Here is a 22,330-nt window from a genome sequence, read left to right as displayed (position 1 = left end):
ATGTGGAAGCTTTTAATAGCTGATGATGAACAGCTAGAGAGAAGGGTTATAAAAAGTACTCTAATGAAAAAATATGGGGCTAATATAAATGTTTTTGAAGCAAAAAATGGTAGGGAAGCTATTGAAATATCAGACAAGGAAAAGCCAGATATTTTTGTGATGGATATAAAGATGCCTGGTATAAATGGTATAGAATCTATAAAAGAAATTAAAAAAATTCATAAAGATACATATTTTATAATTCTTACAGCCTATGATTATTTTAACTTTGCAAAAGAAGCTATTGAATATAATGTAAAAGAATATTTGTTAAAGCCATTTAATAGAGAAGTTTTTTTAGAAAAGATAGATAAGGCTATAGAATGTTTACAGGAAAAAAAGATTAAAAAGAAAAAAGAATTAATTCTAAAAGAACAAATATATAATGTAAAACCTATGATTGAGAATGAACTAAGTTATTCAATAATAAGCAATGGTTTAAATCTTATAGATTATACTATGTGCATGGAATGTTTAGATATTGATTTTAAGTTAGGTTATGCTATGATTATAAAGTTAAATAAAAAGTATAACTATGCAACTATGAATTATGATGAAAAGAAAATGTTGAAAAGTGATATTACTGAATTTATAAAGGAGTTAGTTAATAGGTATTATAAATCATTAGCGAATGGCTCTTTTACAGAGAATATTGTATTATTTATAGAAAATGGTATAGAAGATGATTATTCTGTAAGAATTGATTCTATAAATTTTGGAAGAAAAATAAGAAAAGAAGTTAAAGAGAAATTTGGTGTGTCCTTAAGTGTAGGTATAGGAAAACAATATAGAGGTATTGATAGTTTAATAAAGTCTTATGAAGAAGCATATGTATCAGTAAATCATACTATATCTGATGTAAATGTAAAACATTTTCAGGATATTAGTGCAATAATACATGAAAAATGTATTACAGATAAACAATTTAAGGAACATGAAAGTTTAAGAAATAATCATACAGAGTATAATATGTGTGATTTATATAAGGAAGATGAAAATAATTGCAAAAATATACTATTAAAATCTATAGATTATATAAAAAATAATTATTATAAGGACATAACATTAGATAAGGTAGCAAATGAATTTAATTTAAGTCCATACTATTTTAGTAGAACCTTTAAGGAGTTTATTGGGATAAATTATTCGGAATATATTACAGAAATCAGAATTGAAAAAGCTAAACAAATGTTAAAAGAGCAAGATTTAAGTATAAAAGAAATATGTTTTAAAGTAGGATATAATGATCCAAATTATTTTAGCAGAGTGTTTAAAAAGGTAGAAAAAGTTAGTCCCACAGAATATAAGTCCAATGTAAAAGTATATTAGATAAAAAAGTGCTATATAGCAAAGTAATGCTATATAGCACTTTTTTGCCGCAAAAGAGGACAGATATGTATAGCTTTTAGACAAATAAGTGCATAGATAAAGTTGGAAGTTATAGATAAAATTTAATTGTAAACAATATCAAAGAATTGATTAGGGGGAGTTTAAATGAAAAGTAAGAAGCTTTTTAAGGTAATAACATTAGCGTTAATGACAGTTATTACAACAGCTGCATTAGCAGGTTGTTCAGGTAAAAAAGAAACAGCAGATACAGCAGCAAAGAAAGATAGTAAAAAAGGAATTAAAATAGGTATGAGTATTGATGACTTAAGACTTGAAAGATGGCAGCATGATAGAGACCTGTTTTCAGCAAAAGCTAAGGAACTTGGCGCTGAGGTTTTAGTTCAATCAGCTAATGGAGATGACCAAACTCAATATTCACAAGCAGAAAATTTAATTTCTCAAGGAATAGATGTACTAGTTGTAATTCCACATAATGGAGAAGCTATGGGTGCTATAGTAGAAGAAGCACATAAAAATGGAGTAAAAGTATTAGCATATGATAGATTATTAACTAATTGTGATGTAGATAATTATATTTCCTTTGATAATGTAAAAGTTGGAGAATTACAGGCAGAAGCTTTACTTAAACAAGTTCCAAAAGGAAACTTTTTCTTAATGGGAGGTTCACCAACTGATAATAATGCTAAATTATTTAGAAAAGGACAAATGAATGTTTTAAAACCACTTATAGATAAAAAAGAGATAAAAGTTGCTGGAGATCAGTGGGCAAAAGATTGGTTACCAGAAGAAGCTTTAAAGATAATGGAAAATGCATTGACAGCTAATAACAATAAAATTGATGCAGTTGTAGCTTCAAATGATAGTACTGCTGGTGGAGCAATACAAGCTTTAGCAGCTCAGAAGTTAGATGGTAAAGTAGCTATTTCAGGACAGGATGCAGACTTAGCAGCATGTCAAAGAATAGTTGAAGGTAAGCAGACAATGACAGTTTATAAACCAATAAAAACATTAGCAACAAATGCAGCTGAAATGGCAGTTAAGATGGCTAAAGGTGAAGATGTGGAGACAAATGGTAGTGTAAACAACGGGAAAAAGGATGTTAAATCAAAATTATTAGCTCCTATAGCTGTAACTAAAGATAATATGAAAGAAACAATAGTAAAAGATGGATTCCATACTATGGAAGAAGTTAATAAAAAATAATTAAAGTTTATATTTTACTAAAAGGGAAGATTAATTTCCCTTTTAGTAAAAATTGAATAAAAAGGCAGGTAATTTATATGAGCAAATATATATTAGAAATGAATAATATAACTAAAGAGTTTTCAGGTGTAAAGGCTTTGGATAATGTCTGTCTTAAAGTTAAAGAAGGAGAAATACATGCATTATGTGGTGAAAATGGTGCGGGTAAATCTACTTTGATGAAAGTCTTAAGTGGAATTTATAAAACAGGAAACTATGGTGGAGAAATAATATATGAAGGTAAAAAAATAAATTTAAATGGGATAAAAGATTCAGAGGATTTAGGAATTGTAATTATTCATCAGGAATTGGCTTTAATTAAGGAATTATCAATTAGTGAAAATATATTTATTGGTTCAGAAATTAGTAATCATGGAATTATTAATTTTAATGAAATGTATAATAAGACAAAAAAATTATTGGATGAGGTAAGGCTTGATGTAAATCCAGCTACACAAATAAAGGAGTTAGGTATAGGACAACAGCAATTAGTTGAGATTGCAAAGGCTTTATCGAAAAATGCTAAGTTACTTATATTAGATGAACCTACAGCTTCGTTAACAGATAGTGAAGTTGAAGTACTTATGAGCATAATGAATAGATTGAAAGCAAAAGGTGTTACCTGTATATATATATCACATAAATTAAATGAAGTAATGGCTTTAGCAGATAATGTTACAGTAATAAGAGATGGAAAAACTATAGGCACAGAATCTATTGATAATTTAACTCAAGAAAAGATCATAAACATGATGGTTGGAAGAGAAATGAAGGATTTATACCCTAGGGAAGAACATCAAATAGGGGAAGAGTTCTTTGAGGTAAAGAATTTTGTTGCCTATGATAGCGTAAATAAGAAAATAAAGAAGGTTAAGGATTTAAGCTTTAAATTAAGAAAAGGAGAAATTTTAGGTATAGCTGGACTTATAGGATCAGGGAGAACTGAATTGGTTTCATGCATTTATGGAAGTTATCCTGGTAAATATGAAGGTGAAGCTTATCTAAAAGGACAAAAGCTTAATATAAAAGGACCAAGTGATGCATTGAAGCATGGTATTGCAATGGTCCCAGAAGATAGAAAAAGACATGGGATTATAGCCGATATGTCTGTGAGAAACAATATAACTATAGCCAACATACTTAACTATAAAGGTAAGTTTAATTGTATAAATAAAGATGAGGAAATATTAGATGTAAAAAAATACATTGAAGAAATAAAAATAAAAACCTCCAGTATGGATTTAAATGTGGGTAGTCTAAGTGGAGGAAATCAACAAAAGGTAGTTTTAGCAAAGAATCTTTTAGTAGAACCTAAAATATTAATATTAGATGAACCTACTAGGGGAATAGATGTAGGTGCAAAGTATGAGATATATAAACTAATGTTTGAACTTGTAAAGAAAGGTATATCCATAATTATGGTATCATCAGAACTTCCAGAGGTACTAGGAATAAGTGACAGAGTCCTTGTAATGCATGAAGGAGAATTAAAAGGCGACTTTATAAATAAAGGGTTAACTCAAGAAAAGATTATGGAATGTGCTATAGGAGGTAGCAAGAATGGAAAATAAAAAAGAAACTACAAAAATAAAAATTAATTCCAAATTATATACCATGATAATAGCAATGGTATCTATATGGATAATATTTACTGTTACAACTCATGGAAATTTTATAACTCCAAGAAATTTATCTAATCTTTTAAGACAGATGTCTATAACAGGAATTTTGGCAATTGGAATGGTATTTGTAATTATATTAGGAGAAATAGATTTATCAGTAGGTTCATTACTAGGACTATTAGGAGGAATTGCAGCTATACTAAATGTATGGTATAAGATGAACGCTATAACTACTATAGCAATAGTGTTAGTTTTAGGATTGCTTTTAGGATTATGGAATGGATGGTGGATAGCATACAAAAAAGTTCCATCCTTCATTGTTACTCTTGCAGGAATGTTAGTGTTTAGAGGAGCGCTTGTTGGAATAAGTAAAGGGCAAACAGTAGCACCGTTGACAAAAGATTTAAAGATAGTGGGACAAGCTTATTTTCCAGATATGTTTGGTTATGTTGTAGGTATATTAGCCATATTAGCCAGTATCTTAATAATATCAAATAGCAGAAAGAAAAAAATTAAATATGGATTAGAAATGCCTTCAAAAATTTTAGATTTTGCAAAAATAGCAGGTATAACTGTAATGACAGTATTATTTATAGTTATACTTAATAAATATCAAGGTTTCCCTGTACCTGTATTTATAATGCTTGTACTTGCTATAATATTCTCATTTGTTAGCAGCAATACAGTATTTGGAAGAAGAATATATGCAATTGGTGGTAATAGAGAAGCAGCTAAGTTATCAGGTATAAATGTAAATAAAAGTGTTTTAATAATTTATGCTATTAACGGATTAATGGCGGCTATAGCTGGAATTCTTTTAGCAGCTAGATTAAATGCAGGTTCTGTAGCAGCAGGACAAAATGCTGAATTGGACGCTATTGCTTCTTGTGTTATTGGTGGAGCAAGTTTAGCAGGTGGAGCAGGTTCTGTAAGTGGAGCTTTAGTAGGAGCTCTAGTTATGGCAAGTATTGATAATGGAATGAGTATGTTAAATACTCAACCATTCTGGCAGTATATAGTTAAAGGTTTAATATTATTAATTGCAGTTTGGTTAGATATAACTTCCAAGAATAAACAATCTTAATTTAAAATTTAATTATTATGAGGAGGATATTATTATGCAGGAGATTTTTAAAGATATACCACAAATAAAATATGAAGGAAAAGGTTCAAAGAATCCATTAGCTTTTAAATATTATAATCCAGATGAAAAAATCGGACATAAAACAATGAAAGAGCATTTACGTTTTGCAGTATCCTATTGGCATACTTATACTGCAAATGGTGCTGATCCATTTGGAGCAGGAACAATGATTCGTCCTTGGGATGGTATTACAGATCCTATTGAATTAGCTAAAGCTAGAGTAAGAGCGAACTTTGAGTTTATGGACAAATTGGGAATGGAATTCTTTTGTTTTCATGATAGAGATATTGCACCAGAAGGAAGTAATTTAAGAGAAACTAATAAAAATTTAGATATAATAGTAGAGTATATAAAGGGATTTTTAAAGGATTCAGATAAAAAGGTTCTTTGGGGAACAGCTAATGCTTTTACTAATCCAAGATTTGTTCATGGTGCAGCTACTTCTCCTAATGCAGATGTTTTTGCCTATGTAGCAGCTCAGGTTAAAAAGGCCATTGAAGTTACAAAAGAATTAGGCGGACAAAACTATGTATTCTGGGGCGGTCGTGAAGGATATGAAACTTTATTGAATACAAATACTACATTAGAATTAGATAATTTCGCAAGATTATTACACATGGCTGTAGATTATGCTAAAGAAATAGGTTTTGATGGACAGTTCTTAATAGAGCCAAAGCCAAAGGAGCCAACAAAACATCAGTATGATTTTGATGTAGCTACAGTTTTAGGATTCTTAAGAAAGTATGACTTAGAGAAACACTTTAAGATGAATATAGAAGCTAATCATGCTACATTAGCACAGCATACTTTCCAGCATGAATTAAATATAGCAAGAGTTAATGGAGCTTTAGGAAGTGTAGATGCAAATCAAGGAGATTTGATGCTAGGATGGGATACAGATCAGTTCCCTACAAATATTTACGATACAACTTTTGCTATGTATGAAATATTAAAAAATGGCGGATTAAACAAAGGTGGACTTAACTTTGATGCAAAAGTAAGAAGAGCTTCTTTTGAACCATCAGATCTATTCTATGGATATATTGCTGGTATGGATGCATTTGCAAGGGGATTAAAGGTTGCACAGAAATTATTAGAAGATAGAGTATTAGAAAACTTTATAGATAAAAGATATGAAAGTTATAATACTGGCATAGGAAAAGATATTGTAGAAGGAAAAGTTGGATTTAAAGAATTAGAAAAACATGCTTTAGAGTTAAAAGAAATAAATAATGTATCAGGAAGACAGGAAATGCTTGAAAGCATAGTAAATCAATATATAACTGAGGTATAAAAAATACAATATAATATAATTGAAAACAGTGGGAAGCTTAGACCCCTCCAAGCTTTTCACTGTTAATTCAATTTATAAAATTTTTAATTATGAACTAAAAAGGGAGGCGTTAAGTATGAAACAATATTTATTGGGTATAGATATAGGAACATCTGGCACAAAAACTGTGTTATTTGATAGTTGTGGGAATACAATAAGCAGTGCTACAGAAGAATATGAACTTTATCAACCAAAGGCGGGTTGGGCTGAACAAAGACCTGAAGATTGGTGGCAGGCAACAGTAAAAAGTATTAGAACTGTTATAACAAAAAGTGGAGTTAATAGTGAGGATATAAAAGGTATAGGATTATCAGGTCAAATGCATGGACTTGTGCTATTAGATAAAGAAAACAAAGTATTGAGACCTTCTATTATATGGGCAGATCAAAGAACTAGCAAAGAATGTGAACAAATAACTAATTTGGTAGGAAAAGAAAGATTAATAGAAATAACAGCAAATCCAGCTTTAACAGGATTTACAGCTTCAAAAATTATGTGGGTTAAAAATAACGAGCCTGAAATTTATGAAAAAGCACATAAAATATTGCTTCCAAAAGATTATGTAAGATTTATGCTTACAGGAGAATTTGCAACAGAGGTTTCAGATGCAAGTGGTATGCAACTTTTAAATGTAAGAGAAAGAAATTGGAGTAAAGAAGTATTAGAAAAGTTGCAAATAGATAAAGATCTGTTAGCTCCAGTATATGAATCACAAGAAGTTACAGGAAAAGTAACAAGTGAAGTAGCAGAACTTACAGGACTTAAAGAAGGTACCATAGTAGTTGGAGGAGCAGGAGATCAAGCAGCAGGAGCTATAGGAAATGGTATTGTAAAACCTGGAATAGTATCATCTACTATAGGAACTTCAGGAGTAGTTTTTGCCTATACAGATAAAGTTACTATAGACCCATTAGGAAGAGTTCATACTTTTTGTCATGCGGTGCCTAATACTTGGCATGTAATGGGGGTAACCCAGGGAGCAGGACTATCTTTAAAATGGTTTAGAGATAACTTTTGCAACTCAGAAAAGGAAGCATCAAAACTTATGGGAGTAGATCCTTATGAACTTATGACAAAGGAAGCAATAAATGTACTACCAGGTTGTGAGGGACTTATTTATCTTCCATATTTAATGGGAGAAAGAACTCCACATTTAGATCCTTATGCTAAGGGAGTATTTTTTGGATTAACTCCTCGTCATACAAAAGCTCATATGCTAAGAGCGGTTATGGAAGGTGTAAGCTATAGTTTAAAGGATTGTATGGAAATCATAAAGGAATTAGGCATAGATGTTAAAGAAGTGAGGGCATCTGGAGGGGGAGGAAGAAGTCCCCTTTGGAGACAAATGCAATCAGATATGTTTAAAAGTGAAGTTGTAACAATTAATTCAAGTGAAGGACCAGCATTAGGAGTAGCACTTCTTGCAGGTGTTGGAGCAGAAATATATTCTTCAGTAGAGGAAGCTTGTGATAAGGTAATAGCTAGAGAAAATTTACAAACTCCTATAGAAGAAAATCATAATATATATACAAAATATTATGAAGCATATAAAGATCTATATGTATCTTTAGAACATAATTTTAAATCTCTATATGACATTGACAATGAATAGTTAGAAAATATAGATAGTAAATAAACAGATTTCTAAGCTGGTGGTGAAAATAGTTAACCAACAGCTTCTTTAATTTTAATAATATACTAATGAACTTAATAAAGTTCATTGAAAGGAACAAAAATAGAATTATAATGTAATTATAGAAAAAATTTAAATTAATTTATGATGATTTTATATATTTTACAGGGGAGTAATATGATTAAATTAAATATTTTAGATCAAGAAACAATAAAAATTACAAATAAGAAAAGAATAATAAATTTACTATATAAAAAAAGAGAATTAACCAAACAGGATATATCAAAAAAGCTTAATATAAGTGTTCCAACAATTATAAATAATGTAAATGAACTGATAAAAGAAGGTATTTTAGAGGAAGCGGGAGTTGGGGATTCAACTGGTGGTAGAAAACCAGTTATTGTGAAATTTATTTCTTCAGCTAGATACTCTTTTGGTGTAGAAGTTAAACCACATTATGTAAGAATAATACTTGTAAATCTTGATTCAGAAATACAATATGATAAGTATTTTAAAATGAACTGTCTTCAAAATTTTAATAAAGTTTTAGATAAAGTAGAAGAAGAAATAGATATAGCTATAAAAGAGACAAAAATAGAAAGATACAAAGTGCTAGGCGTAGGATTTTCTTTACCTGGAACTGTGAATGAAGAAAAAATGTTATTAGAAATTGCACCTAACTTGATGGTAAAGAATATATGTTTTCAAAAATTTCAAAGCAGAATAAATATACCTGTATATATAGAAAATGAAGCTAATGCGGCTGCTTATGCAGAAATTAATTTAAGCATAGGTAATGAAATGAAAAATTTAGTATACATATCTATAACTGAAGGTATAGGAGTAGGCGTAATAGTTGAAGATAATTTATATAAGGGAAAGAACAAAAGAGCAGGTGAATTTGGACACATGACAATTGTACCTAATGGTATAGAGTGCAATTGTGGAAGAAAAGGCTGCTGGGAAATGTATGTATCAGAAAGAGCTCTTTTAAATTATTATAATAATAATTCAACAGAAAAGATAAGTCTATTAAAGGAATTTTTTAATAAACTAGATAATAATGAAGAAATCGCAATTAAAGTGTGGAAAAGATATATAGATTATTTAAGTATCGGAATTCAAAATATAATTTTAGCATTGGATCCACATTATGTGGTTGTTGGTGGTGAAATTAGTGAATACGAGGATAACTTATTAAATTATTTAAATGAAAAAGTATTTATAGAAAATAAATTTTATAATGAAAAAGATAATAGAATATTACTATCTAAACTAAAAAAAGATTCGTCTATTAAAGGAGCAGCGTTACTTCCATATAATAAATTATTTTTTTTAGGAAGTAAGATAATTTAGAGAAAAAATTAAAAGGAAAATTAAGAAGGGGATGTTTTTATGATGAATGTAAAGTTAGAAGAGATTAATTACAAAGGTTTCGGAAATTGCTTAAGAATATCTAACGAAGAGGTAGAGCTTTATATTACATTGGATATGGGACCTAGAATAATAAGATATAGTTTTATAGGAGGAGAAAATGAATTTTGTGAAGATAATCCTACTACCATGAATGTTTTTGGTGAACAGTGGTATTTACTGGGGGGACATAGATTATGGCATAGTCCAGAGGAAAATCCTAGAACATATATACCAGATAATAAAGAAGTAAAATGGACAAAAAGTGGCAATGGAGTTGTATTGGAAAGTGAAGTAGAGCCTTGGACCCAAATAAAAAAAGAAGTTGAAATAATTTTAGGTGATAGTGGAAGTAATGTTAAAATAATTCATAGATTAACTAATAAAAATGCATGGGATATCCAACTAGCAGCATGGGCTCTTACAGTTATGGCACCAGGGGGAGTAGAGGTAATTGCTCAGCCTAAGAGGAATACTGGATTGCTTCCTAATAGAGTATTAGCATTATGGCCTTATTCTAAAATGAATGATTCTCGTGTTTACTTTGGAGATAAGTATATAATTTTAAAACAAGACAAAGATATAAAAGAAGCATTTAAATTAGGTATACCAAATGAAGATGGGTGGGCGGCTTATTTTAATCATAATAATATGTTTATTAAAAAATTTAAACATAATAAAATAGAACAATATCCTGATTTCGGAGTATCTTATGAAACCTATACTAATGAATTTATGACTGAAATGGAAACCCTATCACCTTTAACAACCCTTCATCCTAATGAAGTGCTAACTCATATTGAAAGATGGGAATTAGTTAAGAATGTTTCTTTTCCAGGATGTAATGAAGAAGAAATAGATAAAATAGTGAGTAGGGAAATAACCTATTAAAATTTAAGTAAATGTTAAGATTTAGATAAGAATGTAGTAAGAATCCTCCTTTATAATGTAATTATAGTAAATATTTAAGGAGGATTTTTTTATGGCTAATTTTTTATCATTTCTATTAATTTCATTATTCATAATGGTATTCTTAGAATGTGATGTAAGAGTTAAATACTTTCAGGATGATATTAGAAAGCATTATTTTAGAATACTAAAAAGTATATTTAATATTTTAGTTATAACATTTATTTTTCATTATAGAAGAAGTATTTTATCTCTTCATGAGCTAGGTATTATTTTAATTATAGCTTGTATAATAGCTTTATTAGTAAATGTAACCCAAATAAGTAAGAATATTAAGTTTTTAAAAAGTGAAAATGCTTTATAAATATAAATATAGTTGAAAAGTTCAGTCCTAAAAGTGTATTATTAATTTAAAGATTAAAAAATATTATTAAAGGCTGATGTTTATGAATAATGAAATTAGAATATCTGTAAGAAATTTAGTGGAATTTATATTGAGATCTGGAGACTTGAGTTCCACTTTTATAGGTAGTGGTAGAGCGGTAGATGGAACTAGAATTCATCAAAAGATACAAAGAAATAAAGGGGATAATTACCTACCTGAAGTATCGTTAAAAAGAACTATTGAATATAAAGGGATGTTTATTACAGTAGAAGGGCGAGCCGATGGAATAATAAAAGAAGAGGATATAGTAATAATAGACGAAATAAAAAGTACTACTAAGGACTTAGATGAAATTGATGAAGATTATAATCCTCTTCATTTTGCGCAGGCCAAATGTTATGCATATATATATGCTAAGGAAAACTTTATAGATAATATAGAAGTGCAATTAACTTATTGTCAGGTTGATACTGGCAAAATTAAATACATATTAAAACAATATTCTCTAACGGAGCTGGAGGATTTTTTTTATTCACTAATAGAAAAATATTTTATTTGGGCAGATTATACTAGAAAGTGGGTAGAAAAAAGAGATAAAAGTATAAAGAGTTTAAACTTTCCATTTAGTAATTATAGACCAGGACAAAGAGAATTAGCAGTAGCAGTTTATAGAACTATTTCTCAAAATAAAAATATATTTTTACAAGCTCCAACAGGTATAGGAAAGACTATATCCACTATTTTTCCTGGAATAAAGGCTATGGGAGAGGGGTTAATATCAAAAATATTTTATTTAACTGCTAAAACTATAACTTCTTCTGTAGCTGTGGAAGCTTTTAATAAAATGGAGAATAATGGACTACAAATGAAAGTTGTAACAATTACTGCAAAGGATAAGGTATGTTTTAAAGATAAAGCAAATTGTAATGGTGATCAATGTGAATTTGCAAAAGGGCATTTTGATAGGGTAAATAAATGCATTATGGAAATACTTAAAAAGGAAAATTTAATAAATAGAACTGTTATTGAAAACTATGCTAAAGAGTATACAGTATGTCCATTTGAGTTATCTTTAGATTTAACCCTTTGGGCTGATTGTGTAATTTGTGATTATAATTATGTATTTGATCCTAGAGTATATTTAAAAAGATTTTTTGATGCAGGAAAAGAGGATTTTTTATTTTTAATAGATGAATCCCATAATTTAGTGGATAGAGGAAGAGATATGTTTTCTGCAGAATTAAAAAAAGAAGACTTTTTACAAGGGAAAAAGTTAACAAAAGATTCTTCACCAAAGCTTTATAAAATATTAAATAAATTAAATTCATATATGTTAGATATGAGTAAAAATTGTAATGAAGAAGGTTTTTATATGCAGAAGGAAGAGCCTTTAGACATATATTCGTTTTTAAGAAATTTTATTAAAGAAGGTGAAGAATGGCTCAAGGGAAATGAAAAAGGAGAAGGCTATGAGGAATTATTGCAGCTTTACTTTGATGTTTTAGCTTTTTTAAGGATAAGTGAGCTTTACAGTGAAAGCTATGTAACTTATGTACAAAAACAAGGGAAAGATGCAATAATAAAATTATTTTGTTTAGATCCTTCTGAATTATTGAGGGAAGGAATTAAAAGAGGAAAATCCGCAGTGTTTTTTTCTGCTACCTTAACTCCTATAAAGTATTTTAAATATATACTAGGAGGAGAAGAGGATGATTATTCTATGAGATTTCCCTCTCCTTTTTCAGTCCAAAATAGGGCGCTTATGATAGCTTCTAATATTTCTACTAGATATAGAAATAGAGAAAATAGTATCTATAAAATAGTAGAATATATAAAGGCTTTTATATGCAGTAAAAAGGGAAACTATTTAGTGTTTTTTCCATCTTATAAATATATGGATATGGTATGGAAGGCATTTGAAGATCAATGCAAAAATATAAAAGTAATTATTCAAGGTTCTTCTATGAATGAACAAGAAAGGGAGGAATTTTTAAATAATTTTGATGAAAATGGAGAAAAAACTTTGTTAGCATTTTCAGTATTAGGAGGAATATTTTCAGAGGGAATTGACCTTAAAGGAGAAAGACTTTCAGGAGCTATTATAGTAGGAGTAGGTCTCCCGCAGATATGTTTTGAAAGAGACATAATAATGAATTATTTTAATGAAAAGAATAACAATGGCTATGAATATGCCTATATGTATCCTGGTATGAACAAAGTACTTCAAGCAGCAGGGAGAGTAATACGATCAGAAAATGATAAAGGAGCTATTTTGCTTATAGATGATAGATTTACAAGCAAGAGTTACCTAAGATTATTTCCTAAGGAATGGATGAAAAATATCATAATTAGGGATTCTTGTCAGATGGAAAGAGTGTTAAAGGAATTTTGGGAAATTTATGTTGACAAGTCTAGTTATTTTGAATATAATAATCAATAAATAATTAATATTAAGAATAATTAAAAAGCAATGACAGAGAGAAAAATATTCAATACTTTAATTACAGAGAGCCAATGTTTGCTGAAAATTGGTATTAAAGTGAATATATAATACTAGCTCTAGAGCTTCCTTATTGAAAGATTTCGAGTAGATAAGGACGTATACCAACGATACATGGTTAGGGTTCATCCAATGTAATAGTTTGTAGAGATTGACCTGAAAAAAGATTTGGTTACAATGTAACCAAAAGTAAGGTGGTACCGCGAAAATATAGTCTTTCGTCCTTATAATAGTTTATTATGAGGAAGGAAGGCTTTTTTTATTTTATAATTTGTTTATATTCCCCGGGGACTTTTTGACAAAAATTAATAAATGAAAGGGTGTTTTATTCATGAAAAAAACTACAAAGGACTTTTTTGTAATAGGTCTTGCATTATTTGCTATGTTTTTTGGAGCAGGTAATTTAATTTTTCCTCCTTATTTAGGAAAATTAACAGGAAGCCAATTCTTTTTAGCAACTTTAGGATTTGTAGTAACAGGAGTAGGTTTACCGTTTTTAGGAATATTAGCTTGTACTAAAACCAATGGAAATTTTGAGGATATGGCAGGAAGAATAAGCAAACGCTTTGCAGTGCTATGTTCTATAGCAATTTTTTTAGCTATAGGTCCAATGCTTGCAATACCAAGAACAGCAGCAACAACTTATGAAATTACCATACAACCAGTATTTCCATGGATGTCATCATTAGTTTCTATGATTTTATATTTTGTATTAAATTTATGTTTTGTTTTAAAACCTTCAAAGGTTATAGATAATATAGGAAAATTTTTAACTCCTGCGCTTTTAATAACTCTTTCTATAATAATAATTAAAGGAATAGTATCTCCAATAGGAACTATAGGAGATACTGGTGCTGTATCTGTATTCTCAAGCTCACTTATAGAAGGATATCAAACTATGGATGCTCTAGCAGGATTAATGTTTGCTTCAGTAATTACATCTTCAGTTCTTCAAAAAGGATATGAAGGAAAAGATGCTATATCAATAACTATAAAATCAGGATTAGTAGCAATACTAGGACTAGCGTTAATATATGGTGGATTAATGTATTTAGGAGCGCAGACTAGTAATACACTTCCTAATGATATATCAAAAACAGCTTTATTATTGGAAATATCAAGTAGAACATTAGGACAATATGGAGGCGCAGTTATAGGAATTGCAATGGGATTAGCTTGCTTTACAACATCAGTTGGATTAATAACAGCAGGATCAAGCTTTTTTGAAAATGTAAGTAATGGAAAATTACCTTATAAGATAAATGCCATAGTAATATCTGTTGTCAGTATAATAATAGGAAATTTTGGAGTGGATAAAATAGTTAAAATATCTGTTCCAGTATTATGTATATTATATCCGGTATCTATTACGCTTGTAGGGATGACTTTATTTAAGGTATTGTCTAGAAATGATTCTGTATTTAAAGTTACTGTATATACTTCTTTGATATTTAGTATAATTGAAACCTTACCATCTATGGGGATTAACTCAGCTATATTAAAATCTATAATTGCATTTATTCCATTGTCAAATATGGGATTTGCTTGGCTAACACCAACAGCAATAGCTTTAATCATTTCTTTAATTATTACTAAAGGAAAAGATAATTGTTCAGAAAAAGCTTTAGAAAATTAGAGAGAGCTTTAAGAACAAATGATAAGATAAAAAATAAAGAATAAATAAGGAAGATTTTCTTTCATATTCATTACAGAAAATATTAAATTAAAATTTTTCGTAATGAATATGAAGAAAAATTATCCAAACTTATTCTTTTTAATTTATTATTTACACTTTGGTTATTGAGTAAGTTCTTTTACAGCAGTTCTTATGCTATCAACATCAAAATCTATGCCTTTGTCAGCTAAAATTGTTTTTAAATCTTTTGCAGGAATATTTGTAGGAGTATCTAGAGGTAATTTTACTTTTTGCAGAACAGTAGTTTTATCTACATTAAATTCTTTACATATATCATCTATAGTCATATATCCTTTTATATTATTAGCATTTAAAGAGTTATTTTCTTTTAAAACTTCAGAATTAGTTAAAGAGGTTTTAAAATTACCTGTAATTGCAGAGGAACCAATAACTAGTGCAGCTATTAATATAATAACTCCAGCAGTTTTTGCTAGGGATAAAGTTAAATTTTTTCCATTTAATTCTAAGGTGTTTTCTATATGGCATGATGAAATACATTCTCCACAAGAAATACATTCAGTTTTAGAAGGCGTAGTTTTGGAATGTACATCTAATCCCATAGGACAATTCTTACTACAAGATTTACAGCTAACACATGAAGATGATTTTCTTTTTACTTTGAAGACACTAAATGGTGTAAATATAGCTAATGTGGCACCTAGAGGGCAGAAATATCTACAAAACGCTCTTTCTATAAACATTGATGAAACAAGTATTAATATAAGAACTATTATACCTATTAAAAACTCTTCAAATATTTCACTTCCACTGCCAAGGTGCATGAATGCTGCCCAAGGATCATAGGCTCTAAGAATTAGAGAACCAGCTTTATAAGTTGTAAATAATATTGCAAATAAAACAACATATTTAGCATATCTCAATGCTTGGTCCAATTTTGAATTTAATTTAATTTGTTTAATGTGAAGTTTTTTAGCTAGTTTATTCAATAGGCTTTGAATGGTACCAAGAGGGCAAATATATCCACAAAAGGCTCTTCCTAAAACCAGAGTAAGTAATATAGTTGCTAATAATAAAATTAAAGAAGAAGGGGTTATCTTTTCTATATAAGTATTTTTAGTTAATAATGAATATAGGGTTTCTAGTCCACCGAATGGACACAGTGCATCAGTGGAAGGGCTGCCGGCAGGTCCACCTCCTTTAATTTGATGCATTTTCCCTGCAAAAATAGAGAATCCTAAAAAGAATATTGATATTATCCATTTCCACTTATTATTCAATTTCATCATTTATACCTCCAAATAATTATTTTAATAAATATTTTTTACTGTGATTAAATAATAAAATATTTATTTGTTTAAACTTTGAGGTAATTGTGATGAAATTGTGAAAAATATTATAGTAGTTGTTTTCTTTCGTTGAAAAATCCTTTATAAGCAAGATAGCAAGCTATAAAGGAAGCAATAGAGGTAGTAGATAACATCATAAACGTAACCATTATTTGAAATTTTATAGCCTGTAACGGAGAGGTTCCTGCAAGAATTAAACCTGTCATCATACCTGGTAGTGCTACTATTCCTAAAGTTTTCATAGAATCAATAGTAGGTAACATTCCAGTCTTTATTGCATCTTGTATAATTTCAATGGAGGATGGAAGAATATCAGCACCTAGAGCAAGCTTTGTTTCTACTTCTTCTCTTTTATTTTTAAAATTACTTATAAGTTGTTTATAACAAAGTCCTATAGCAATCATTGCATTGCTTATAATCATTCCACCAACAGGAACTAGCTGATAAGCTTCATATTTAATAGTACCTGCGGCAATAAGTATAGATAAGGTTATAATTTCTCCTACAGATATAGCAATAAAGGATATAATAAAACCATTCTTTATACCTTTTCCTCTTTTAGCTGCATTAGAAGAAGCATTTATAGTCATAAATAAAAGTAAAAGGGTTGTAAAGAAAGGATTTTTCAATCCAAAAACAAAATTAAGCAGATATCCAACAACTGTAAGTTGAATTATTGCACGAATTACTCCTATTATAGTTTCTTTTTCTAAATTAAGTTTTTGGTAATAAGAAAAAAACAAAGAAATAAGGACCAAAGAAGAGGCAATTATAAGTGAGAAAATATTTATAGTAGCACCTCCACTCATCTTAGCACCTCCAATGATTTAATTTCACCATTTTCAAAAGTTAAAAGTTTATTTGCATATTTAGTACTCTGCTCTTTGTTATGAGTTACCCAAAGTATCGTAGTTTCATTATTATTTAATTTATTAATTATATTTTCAACTATAAGGGTATTTTCACTATCTAATGCAGAAGTAACTTCATCAAGAAGAAGAATTTTTGGATTAAACATTAATGTTCTCATAAGGACAATTCTTTGTTTTTCTCCTCCAGAAAGATTTAATATCTTTTCTTCTATAAATTTCTCATCCATACTAAATAAGGAGAAGAGATATTTTATTCTATTTATATCTAATTTTTTGTTACGTATTTTAAAAGGAAAAATTAAATTATCCATTACAGTATCACCAAATAAATAAGGCATTTGAAAACAATAAGCAATTTTTTTTCTTAGCTCTATAGGATTATATTCAGATAAAACTTTATTATTAAATACAATATTTCCTTCACTAGGGCTAATTAAATTATTACATAGCTTTAAAAAAGTACTTTTCCCACTGCCAGAAGGTCCAACAATGGATATGTAATCTCCAGTTTCTATGTGGATATTTAAATTTTTTAATATGTTTTTTCCTTCCTTAGAAAATGATACGTTAGAAAACTGTAATAGTGACATAAATTTCAACCCCATTTCCTGTACTCTGTACTCGGTTATCTAAAAGAGTTGCGGAGTAATTTTTTGAAATTGTTTACCACTATGTTATAAAATTAAATACATAGTGGTACTTTAATTATACCCCCTTAATGAATAAAATAAAACTGAGGTAGTATGTATATAAGGAGGATTTTTATATGCAAATTGGAGTTGTAATGGGTGGAATATCCACCGAAAAAGAAGTATCTTACCTAACAGGAAAGTATATAATAGAAAGTTTAGATAAAGATAAATATGAGATTTTACCAATACCTATAAATACAAAATATGAACTTATTGATAGAGTAAAATGCTTAGAGTTTGCTTTTATTGCGCTTCATGGCAGTTTTGGAGAAGATGGTCAGATTCAAGCAATTCTAGAAAGTATAGGAGTGCCATATTCAGGTTGTGGTGTATTAAGTAGTGCATTATGTATGGATAAAGATACAAGTAAAAAAGTGTTTGTTGCAGAAAATATAAAAACACCAAGATGGATTATGGTAAGGAGAGAAGAAGAAATAAATTATGCTAAAATAGAGGATATGGGTTACCCTGTTATGGTCAAACCTAATAATGGTGGTTCAAGTATTGGCATAACATTGGTTAATCATAAAGAAGAATTAGATAAAGCGGTAAAGGAAGCTTTAAAATACGATGAAGAAGTTATGATAGAGGAATATATAAAAGGCGAAGAAATAACTTGTTGTATGCTTAATGGAGAGGTTTTACCTATACTATCCATAAAGACAAAAGAAGAATTTTTTAACTATTCTTCAAAGTATGATGATAATGGGGCAGAAGAAAATGCCATAGAACTCCCAGAACCTTTACAAAAGAATGTTGAGGAAATATGTAAGAGGTGCTGGGAAAGTTTTAAGTTGAGAGTTTATGGAAGAATTGATATGATTATAAAAGATGGAGAAGTATATGTTTTAGAGATAAATACTCTTCCAGGAATGACTAAAAACAGTTTATTCCCTAAAAGTGCAAAAGCATTTGGATTAAGCTTTAGTGAGCTTTTAGATAAGATTATAGAGTCTTCTTTAAATACAAGCAAATATTGAGGTGAATTAATTGTTTCACAATATAAAATTAAAAGATGGAAAGGCTGCCTATATTCAAATATATAAATATATAAAGGAAATAATAGAAAATGGTATGCTTCCTCAAGGAAGTAAGTTACCCTCTACTAGGGAAATGTCTTCTATGATTAATGTTAGTAGAAATACTATAATGAAGGTTTACGAACTTCTTGAAGACAATGGATTAGTTTATACTGAAAAAGGGAAAGGTACTTTTGTTTGTAAAATAAATATAAATGTAAATAGTGATTGGAATATAGAATGGTTAGATAACATCAATAATTATGCTAAAACTGCGGAAGAATTAGATATTATGAAACATGAACAATTATATAAGAAAGGCATGATTTCTTTTAAGAGTATAGCACCAGATGAAAGTTTATTTGATGTTGAAGAGTTAAAAAGAGCTTTTTTAAATAGAATAACTTTAGAAGGAGAAAAAATATTAAATTATGGCTATGCTAAAGGTTATAAATATCTTATAGAATTTCTAATGAATTATATGAAGGAAAAAGGGGTAAATACTAAGGGGAAAAGTATACTAATAACCAATGGTTTTACTGAAGGTTTTGATATATTATTATCCTCTCTCACATCTAAGGAGGATAAAATATTATGTGAAAATCCTACTCATAATACAGCTATTAAATTAATGAAGTTACATCGCTTAGATATAGTGGGAATAAGGATTAATGAAGATGGAATAGATTTAGAAGATTTAAAGGAAAAACTTAAAAGTAACCAGGTTAAATTAGCATATATTATTCCTTCTTATCATAATCCCACAGGAATGGTTATGTCATTTCAGAAAAGGGAACAGCTATATAATACTTTGAAGAAATACAAAGTCCCTATAATTGAGGATGGATTTAATGAGGAACTTCAACATTTAGGCGCACATATGGCTCCCATTGCTGCTATAAGTGGAGAAGAAAATTCAGTAGTTTATATAGGGAGTTTGTCTAAAATACTTTTTCCAGGCATGAGAATAGGATGGATATTTGGAGATGAAAAACTTATAGATACTTTAGAAAGTGTTAAGAGAAGTAGAAATATCCATACATCATTTTTAGATCAAGCAATTTTATATGAATATATGAAAAGTGGTTCCTTTGAAAAATATGTTAAAAAGGTCAGAAATATATATAGAGAAAAATATGAATTGGCAAAGAGACTTTGTGAGGAGTATATACCACATAAATATATTTTAGGAGACGGCGGGCTATATTTATTTATTAAGTTAATGAATATAAATTCTAGAGAATTATTAAATAGATGTGTAAAAAGAGGAGTTATTTTTACACCAGGAGATATATTTTATACGGATGGTGGAGGAGATGATTCTTTAAGATTAGGATTTTCTAGGCTTACACTAGAGGATATAGAAAAAGGTATAAAAATAATAGGTGAAGAAGCTTCTTTAGATAACAAAGTACAGAGTACACAGAAAAGATGATGAATCAACTAGATTTTTTAGATACTAATAAGGATAAAATGTATAAGATAGTAAGCATTATAGTGGAAATATATAAAAAAACCGTGTGAATTTTTCACACGGTTTTGTGGTTTACTTAAGACAGTTACCCTGCTGCATACCTCTCATACCATTCATGCCTCTTCCACGACCTTGACCTTGGCCTTGGCCTCTCATAGAATTTCCACAACCTGTACCATCACAATTTTGTATATTATTTTTAATAGTAGTTTTAATTTTATCGCTTTCTTCTTTAGTTAAAGTACCATTTTTAACAGCCTCATCTATAGACTTGTTTTTTGCATCTATCATTGCTTGTTTAAATTGATCTTCAGTCATTCCTTTTTCTAAAGCTAAATCTCTTAAAGTTTTGCCTGATTCCCTAGCTTTTGTTATATCAGAATCTGTTAATTTAAGTTTATCCTTTAAAATAGAGATTGCTGAATCGTACCCCCTCATACCAGTAATTCTTCCAATACCTAATCTTTCACAAGTAGCATTTACTTTATTTGATATGCTGGAATTTGGAGATGTAGTTGTAGCAGCATATGCAGTTGCTCCCATTCCTATTGATAATGTAAGTGCTAAAGCAGCAATAATATTTTTCTTTTTCATAAAACATACCTCCTAATTTTAAGAAGTTGCAGTGCAACTTTCTTTTATCTTATGTAATAATCATAAAACATATTTATGATTAAACTTTGTGTTAATTGTGATGAAATTGTGAAAAGTATATTGTAATAACTTTGTAATATATTTGTAAATCCTATGTAATTCTTAAATGAGGAGAATATAGTACTATGAATATAACATAAGATACTTATAAAAAATTAGTATAAATTAATGGAGGGATAAGTTAATGAAAGAAAATTTAAAAATAATACTAAGTTCTGTTATTATATCGGTATTAGCTTTCTCGTTAATGGGATGTTCAAAAAACAATATAAATTCATCTATGTTAAAGGGAGATAATATAGTAAAAGCACAAGATAATATAGTAAAAGCACAAGATAAAGGGCAATTAAATGTAAAAGAATATAGTAAAGAACTATCAGCATATTTTTCTACTAATGAAATGAGGGAATTTCATTATAATGGTACATTAGAGTATGGAGAAGTAATAAAATTAGATAAGATTACTGGCACTAAAGAATCTTTGATATTACAGTTTAATGGGGAAATAAAAAATGAATCTGATGGAGAAGGGCCAGCTAAAGATAAATTTCATTTTCAAAAGGAATACACTATTGATGCAGATTCTGTTAAGGAAATTCAGAAAAATGGTGATATGAAAAAGAAATATGCAGCTATCGAAAAAGGAACTATTTTGAAAATGCCTATAATAAAGGGAAACACATGGGAAAATGAAGTGGAATTTAAGGGAAATAAATATATTGCTAAAAACACAATTGTAGATGTTACTAAAGATAAAGATAATAAAAATTTAGTAAAAACAGAAACAGTAATTAAAGGAGTACAAGGATATCCAAAAAACACTTATAAGGAAATAAAAGTGTATTGTGAGGGGAAAGGACTTGTAGAATTCAATAATACTATACTAATAAAAGGAAGTGGAGAGAAAACATCTGTAATGGATTTTAGCTATAGACAATTTTAACTAAATAATAAAAAGCATGAAAAGAACAGTAGTACAGGTTTCAAATATAGTATAATAATTATAGGATAGATAGTTAAATATATTACTATTTATCCTATAATTT

General features: G+C 28.9%; 18 protein-coding genes and 1 other annotated feature. Of the genes, 14 read left to right on the top strand and 4 right to left on the bottom strand.

Going from position 1 to position 22,330, the window contains the following annotated elements; translation table 11 throughout:
• From T514_RS0108055 to brnQ, 11 genes are all read left to right on the top strand, one after another.
• Nucleotides 1-1,368: a response regulator gene (locus tag T514_RS0108055; protein ID WP_027624317.1), complete on the top strand. Its 1,368-nt coding sequence runs from the start codon at nt 1-3 to the stop codon at nt 1,366-1,368.
• A 165-nt stretch (nt 1,369-1,533) separates the two neighbouring features.
• A complete protein-coding gene (gene xylF / locus T514_RS0108050) occupies nt 1,534-2,592 on the top strand; it encodes a D-xylose ABC transporter substrate-binding protein (protein ID WP_027624316.1) in 1,059 nt (352 codons plus the stop codon).
• 77 nt (nt 2,593-2,669) lie between these two features.
• Entirely contained in the window at nt 2,670-4,202 is a 1,533-nt protein-coding gene (locus tag T514_RS0108045; RefSeq protein WP_027624315.1) for a xylose ABC transporter ATP-binding protein, read from the top strand.
• Nucleotides 4,192-5,337, top strand: coding sequence for a sugar ABC transporter permease (locus T514_RS0108040; RefSeq protein WP_027624314.1), 1,146 nt, complete (start codon nt 4,192-4,194; stop codon nt 5,335-5,337). Before T514_RS0108045 ends, T514_RS0108040 begins: the two co-directional genes overlap by 11 nt.
• Before the next feature lie 34 nt (nt 5,338-5,371).
• On the top strand, nt 5,372-6,691 hold the full coding sequence (gene xylA, locus T514_RS0108035; RefSeq protein WP_027624313.1) for a xylose isomerase: 1,320 nt from the start codon (nt 5,372-5,374) through the stop codon (nt 6,689-6,691).
• 115 nt (nt 6,692-6,806) lie between these two features.
• On the top strand, nt 6,807-8,342 hold the full coding sequence (gene xylB, locus T514_RS0108030; RefSeq protein ID WP_027624312.1) for a xylulokinase: 1,536 nt from the start codon (nt 6,807-6,809) through the stop codon (nt 8,340-8,342).
• 198 nt (nt 8,343-8,540) lie between these two features.
• Entirely contained in the window at nt 8,541-9,719 is a 1,179-nt protein-coding gene (locus T514_RS0108025) for an ROK family transcriptional regulator (RefSeq protein ID WP_027624311.1), read from the top strand.
• Nucleotides 9,720-9,758: 39 nt separating this feature from the next.
• Nucleotides 9,759-10,667 carry a hypothetical protein gene (locus tag T514_RS0108020; RefSeq protein WP_084284425.1) on the top strand — a complete coding sequence of 303 codons (909 nt, stop codon included), beginning with the start codon at nt 9,759-9,761 and terminating at the stop codon, nt 10,665-10,667.
• Nucleotides 10,668-10,758: 91 nt separating this feature from the next.
• Nucleotides 10,759-11,049, top strand: a complete 291-nt coding sequence (locus tag T514_RS0108015; protein ID WP_027624309.1) for a hypothetical protein — start codon at nt 10,759-10,761, stop codon at nt 11,047-11,049.
• Between the two features lie 76 nt (nt 11,050-11,125).
• Nucleotides 11,126-13,510: an ATP-dependent DNA helicase gene (locus T514_RS0108010; protein WP_479723127.1), complete on the top strand. Its 2,385-nt coding sequence runs from the start codon at nt 11,126-11,128 to the stop codon at nt 13,508-13,510.
• Nucleotides 13,511-13,531: 21 nt separating this feature from the next.
• Nucleotides 13,532-13,799, top strand: a binding site (T-box leader).
• Between the two features lie 102 nt (nt 13,800-13,901).
• On the top strand, nt 13,902-15,206 hold the full coding sequence (gene brnQ / locus T514_RS0108005; protein WP_027624307.1) for a branched-chain amino acid transport system II carrier protein: 1,305 nt from the start codon (nt 13,902-13,904) through the stop codon (nt 15,204-15,206).
• A 161-nt stretch (nt 15,207-15,367) separates the two neighbouring features.
• Here the strand turns inward: brnQ and T514_RS0108000 are convergent, their stop codons facing one another.
• From T514_RS0108000 to T514_RS0107990, 3 genes are all read right to left on the bottom strand, one after another.
• Nucleotides 15,368-16,513, bottom strand: coding sequence for a 4Fe-4S binding protein (locus T514_RS0108000; RefSeq protein ID WP_084284421.1), 1,146 nt, complete (start codon nt 16,511-16,513; stop codon nt 15,368-15,370).
• Nucleotides 16,514-16,620: 107 nt separating this feature from the next.
• Entirely contained in the window at nt 16,621-17,382 is a 762-nt protein-coding gene (locus tag T514_RS0107995) for an ABC transporter permease (protein ID WP_027624305.1), read from the bottom strand.
• Entirely contained in the window at nt 17,379-18,035 is a 657-nt protein-coding gene (locus T514_RS0107990) for an ABC transporter ATP-binding protein (protein WP_027624304.1), read from the bottom strand. The genes T514_RS0107995 and T514_RS0107990 overlap by 4 nt, the downstream gene beginning before the upstream one ends.
• Before the next feature lie 176 nt (nt 18,036-18,211).
• Here T514_RS0107990 and T514_RS0107985 point away from each other — a divergent pair, with 176 nt between their 5' ends.
• Both T514_RS0107985 and pdxR read left to right on the top strand, forming a co-directional pair.
• Nucleotides 18,212-19,117 (top strand): D-alanine--D-alanine ligase, encoded by a 906-nt coding sequence (locus T514_RS0107985; RefSeq protein WP_027624303.1) that lies wholly within the window; start codon nt 18,212-18,214, stop codon nt 19,115-19,117.
• 10 nt (nt 19,118-19,127) lie between these two features.
• Entirely contained in the window at nt 19,128-20,591 is a 1,464-nt protein-coding gene (pdxR, locus tag T514_RS0107980) for a MocR-like pyridoxine biosynthesis transcription factor PdxR (RefSeq protein WP_027624302.1), read from the top strand.
• Between the two features lie 111 nt (nt 20,592-20,702).
• Here the strand turns inward: pdxR and T514_RS24155 are convergent, their stop codons facing one another.
• Nucleotides 20,703-21,224 (bottom strand): hypothetical protein, encoded by a 522-nt coding sequence (locus T514_RS24155; protein WP_034868547.1) that lies wholly within the window; start codon nt 21,222-21,224, stop codon nt 20,703-20,705.
• 244 nt (nt 21,225-21,468) lie between these two features.
• Between T514_RS24155 and T514_RS0107970 the strand changes: the two genes are divergently transcribed.
• Nucleotides 21,469-22,227 carry a hypothetical protein gene (locus T514_RS0107970; protein ID WP_027624301.1) on the top strand — a complete coding sequence of 253 codons (759 nt, stop codon included), beginning with the start codon at nt 21,469-21,471 and terminating at the stop codon, nt 22,225-22,227.
• The last annotated feature ends 103 nt before the right edge of the window (nt 22,228-22,330 follow it).

It is taken from the genome of Clostridium lundense DSM 17049 (assembly GCF_000619945.1).
Taxonomy (GTDB): domain Bacteria; phylum Bacillota; class Clostridia; order Clostridiales; family Clostridiaceae; genus Clostridium_AO; species Clostridium_AO lundense.
The sequence above is the reverse complement of the archived record's forward strand: the minus strand, read 5'-3'. Positions and strand labels throughout refer to the sequence as shown.

Excerpts from the sequence above, each read along its gene's own strand:
- T514_RS0108000 (WP_084284421.1), bottom strand. The coding sequence starts at position 16,513 with ATGATGAAATTGAATAATAAGTGGAAATGGATAATATCAATATTCTTT.
- T514_RS24155 (WP_034868547.1), bottom strand. The coding sequence starts at position 21,224 with ATGAAAAAGAAAAATATTATTGCTGCTTTAGCACTTACATTATCAATA.
- T514_RS0107970 (WP_027624301.1), top strand. The coding sequence starts at position 21,469 with ATGAAAGAAAATTTAAAAATAATACTAAGTTCTGTTATTATATCGGTA.
- T514_RS0108045 (WP_027624315.1), top strand. The coding sequence starts at position 2,670 with ATGAGCAAATATATATTAGAAATGAATAATATAACTAAAGAGTTTTCA.
- xylB (WP_027624312.1), top strand. The coding sequence starts at position 6,807 with ATGAAACAATATTTATTGGGTATAGATATAGGAACATCTGGCACAAAA.
- T514_RS0108015 (WP_027624309.1), top strand. The coding sequence starts at position 10,759 with ATGGCTAATTTTTTATCATTTCTATTAATTTCATTATTCATAATGGTA.
- T514_RS0107995 (WP_027624305.1), bottom strand. The coding sequence starts at position 17,382 with ATGAGTGGAGGTGCTACTATAAATATTTTCTCACTTATAATTGCCTCT.
- xylA (WP_027624313.1), top strand. The coding sequence starts at position 5,372 with ATGCAGGAGATTTTTAAAGATATACCACAAATAAAATATGAAGGAAAA.
- T514_RS0107985 (WP_027624303.1), top strand. The coding sequence starts at position 18,212 with ATGCAAATTGGAGTTGTAATGGGTGGAATATCCACCGAAAAAGAAGTA.
- T514_RS0108025 (WP_027624311.1), top strand. The coding sequence starts at position 8,541 with ATGATTAAATTAAATATTTTAGATCAAGAAACAATAAAAATTACAAAT.
- T514_RS0108010 (WP_479723127.1), top strand. The coding sequence starts at position 11,126 with ATGTTTATGAATAATGAAATTAGAATATCTGTAAGAAATTTAGTGGAA.
- T514_RS0108020 (WP_084284425.1), top strand. The coding sequence starts at position 9,759 with ATGATGAATGTAAAGTTAGAAGAGATTAATTACAAAGGTTTCGGAAAT.
- xylF (WP_027624316.1), top strand. The coding sequence starts at position 1,534 with ATGAAAAGTAAGAAGCTTTTTAAGGTAATAACATTAGCGTTAATGACA.
- T514_RS0108055 (WP_027624317.1), top strand. The coding sequence starts at position 1 with ATGTGGAAGCTTTTAATAGCTGATGATGAACAGCTAGAGAGAAGGGTT.
- T514_RS0107990 (WP_027624304.1), bottom strand. The coding sequence starts at position 18,035 with ATGTCACTATTACAGTTTTCTAACGTATCATTTTCTAAGGAAGGAAAA.
- brnQ (WP_027624307.1), top strand. The coding sequence starts at position 13,902 with ATGAAAAAAACTACAAAGGACTTTTTTGTAATAGGTCTTGCATTATTT.
- T514_RS0108040 (WP_027624314.1), top strand. The coding sequence starts at position 4,192 with ATGGAAAATAAAAAAGAAACTACAAAAATAAAAATTAATTCCAAATTA.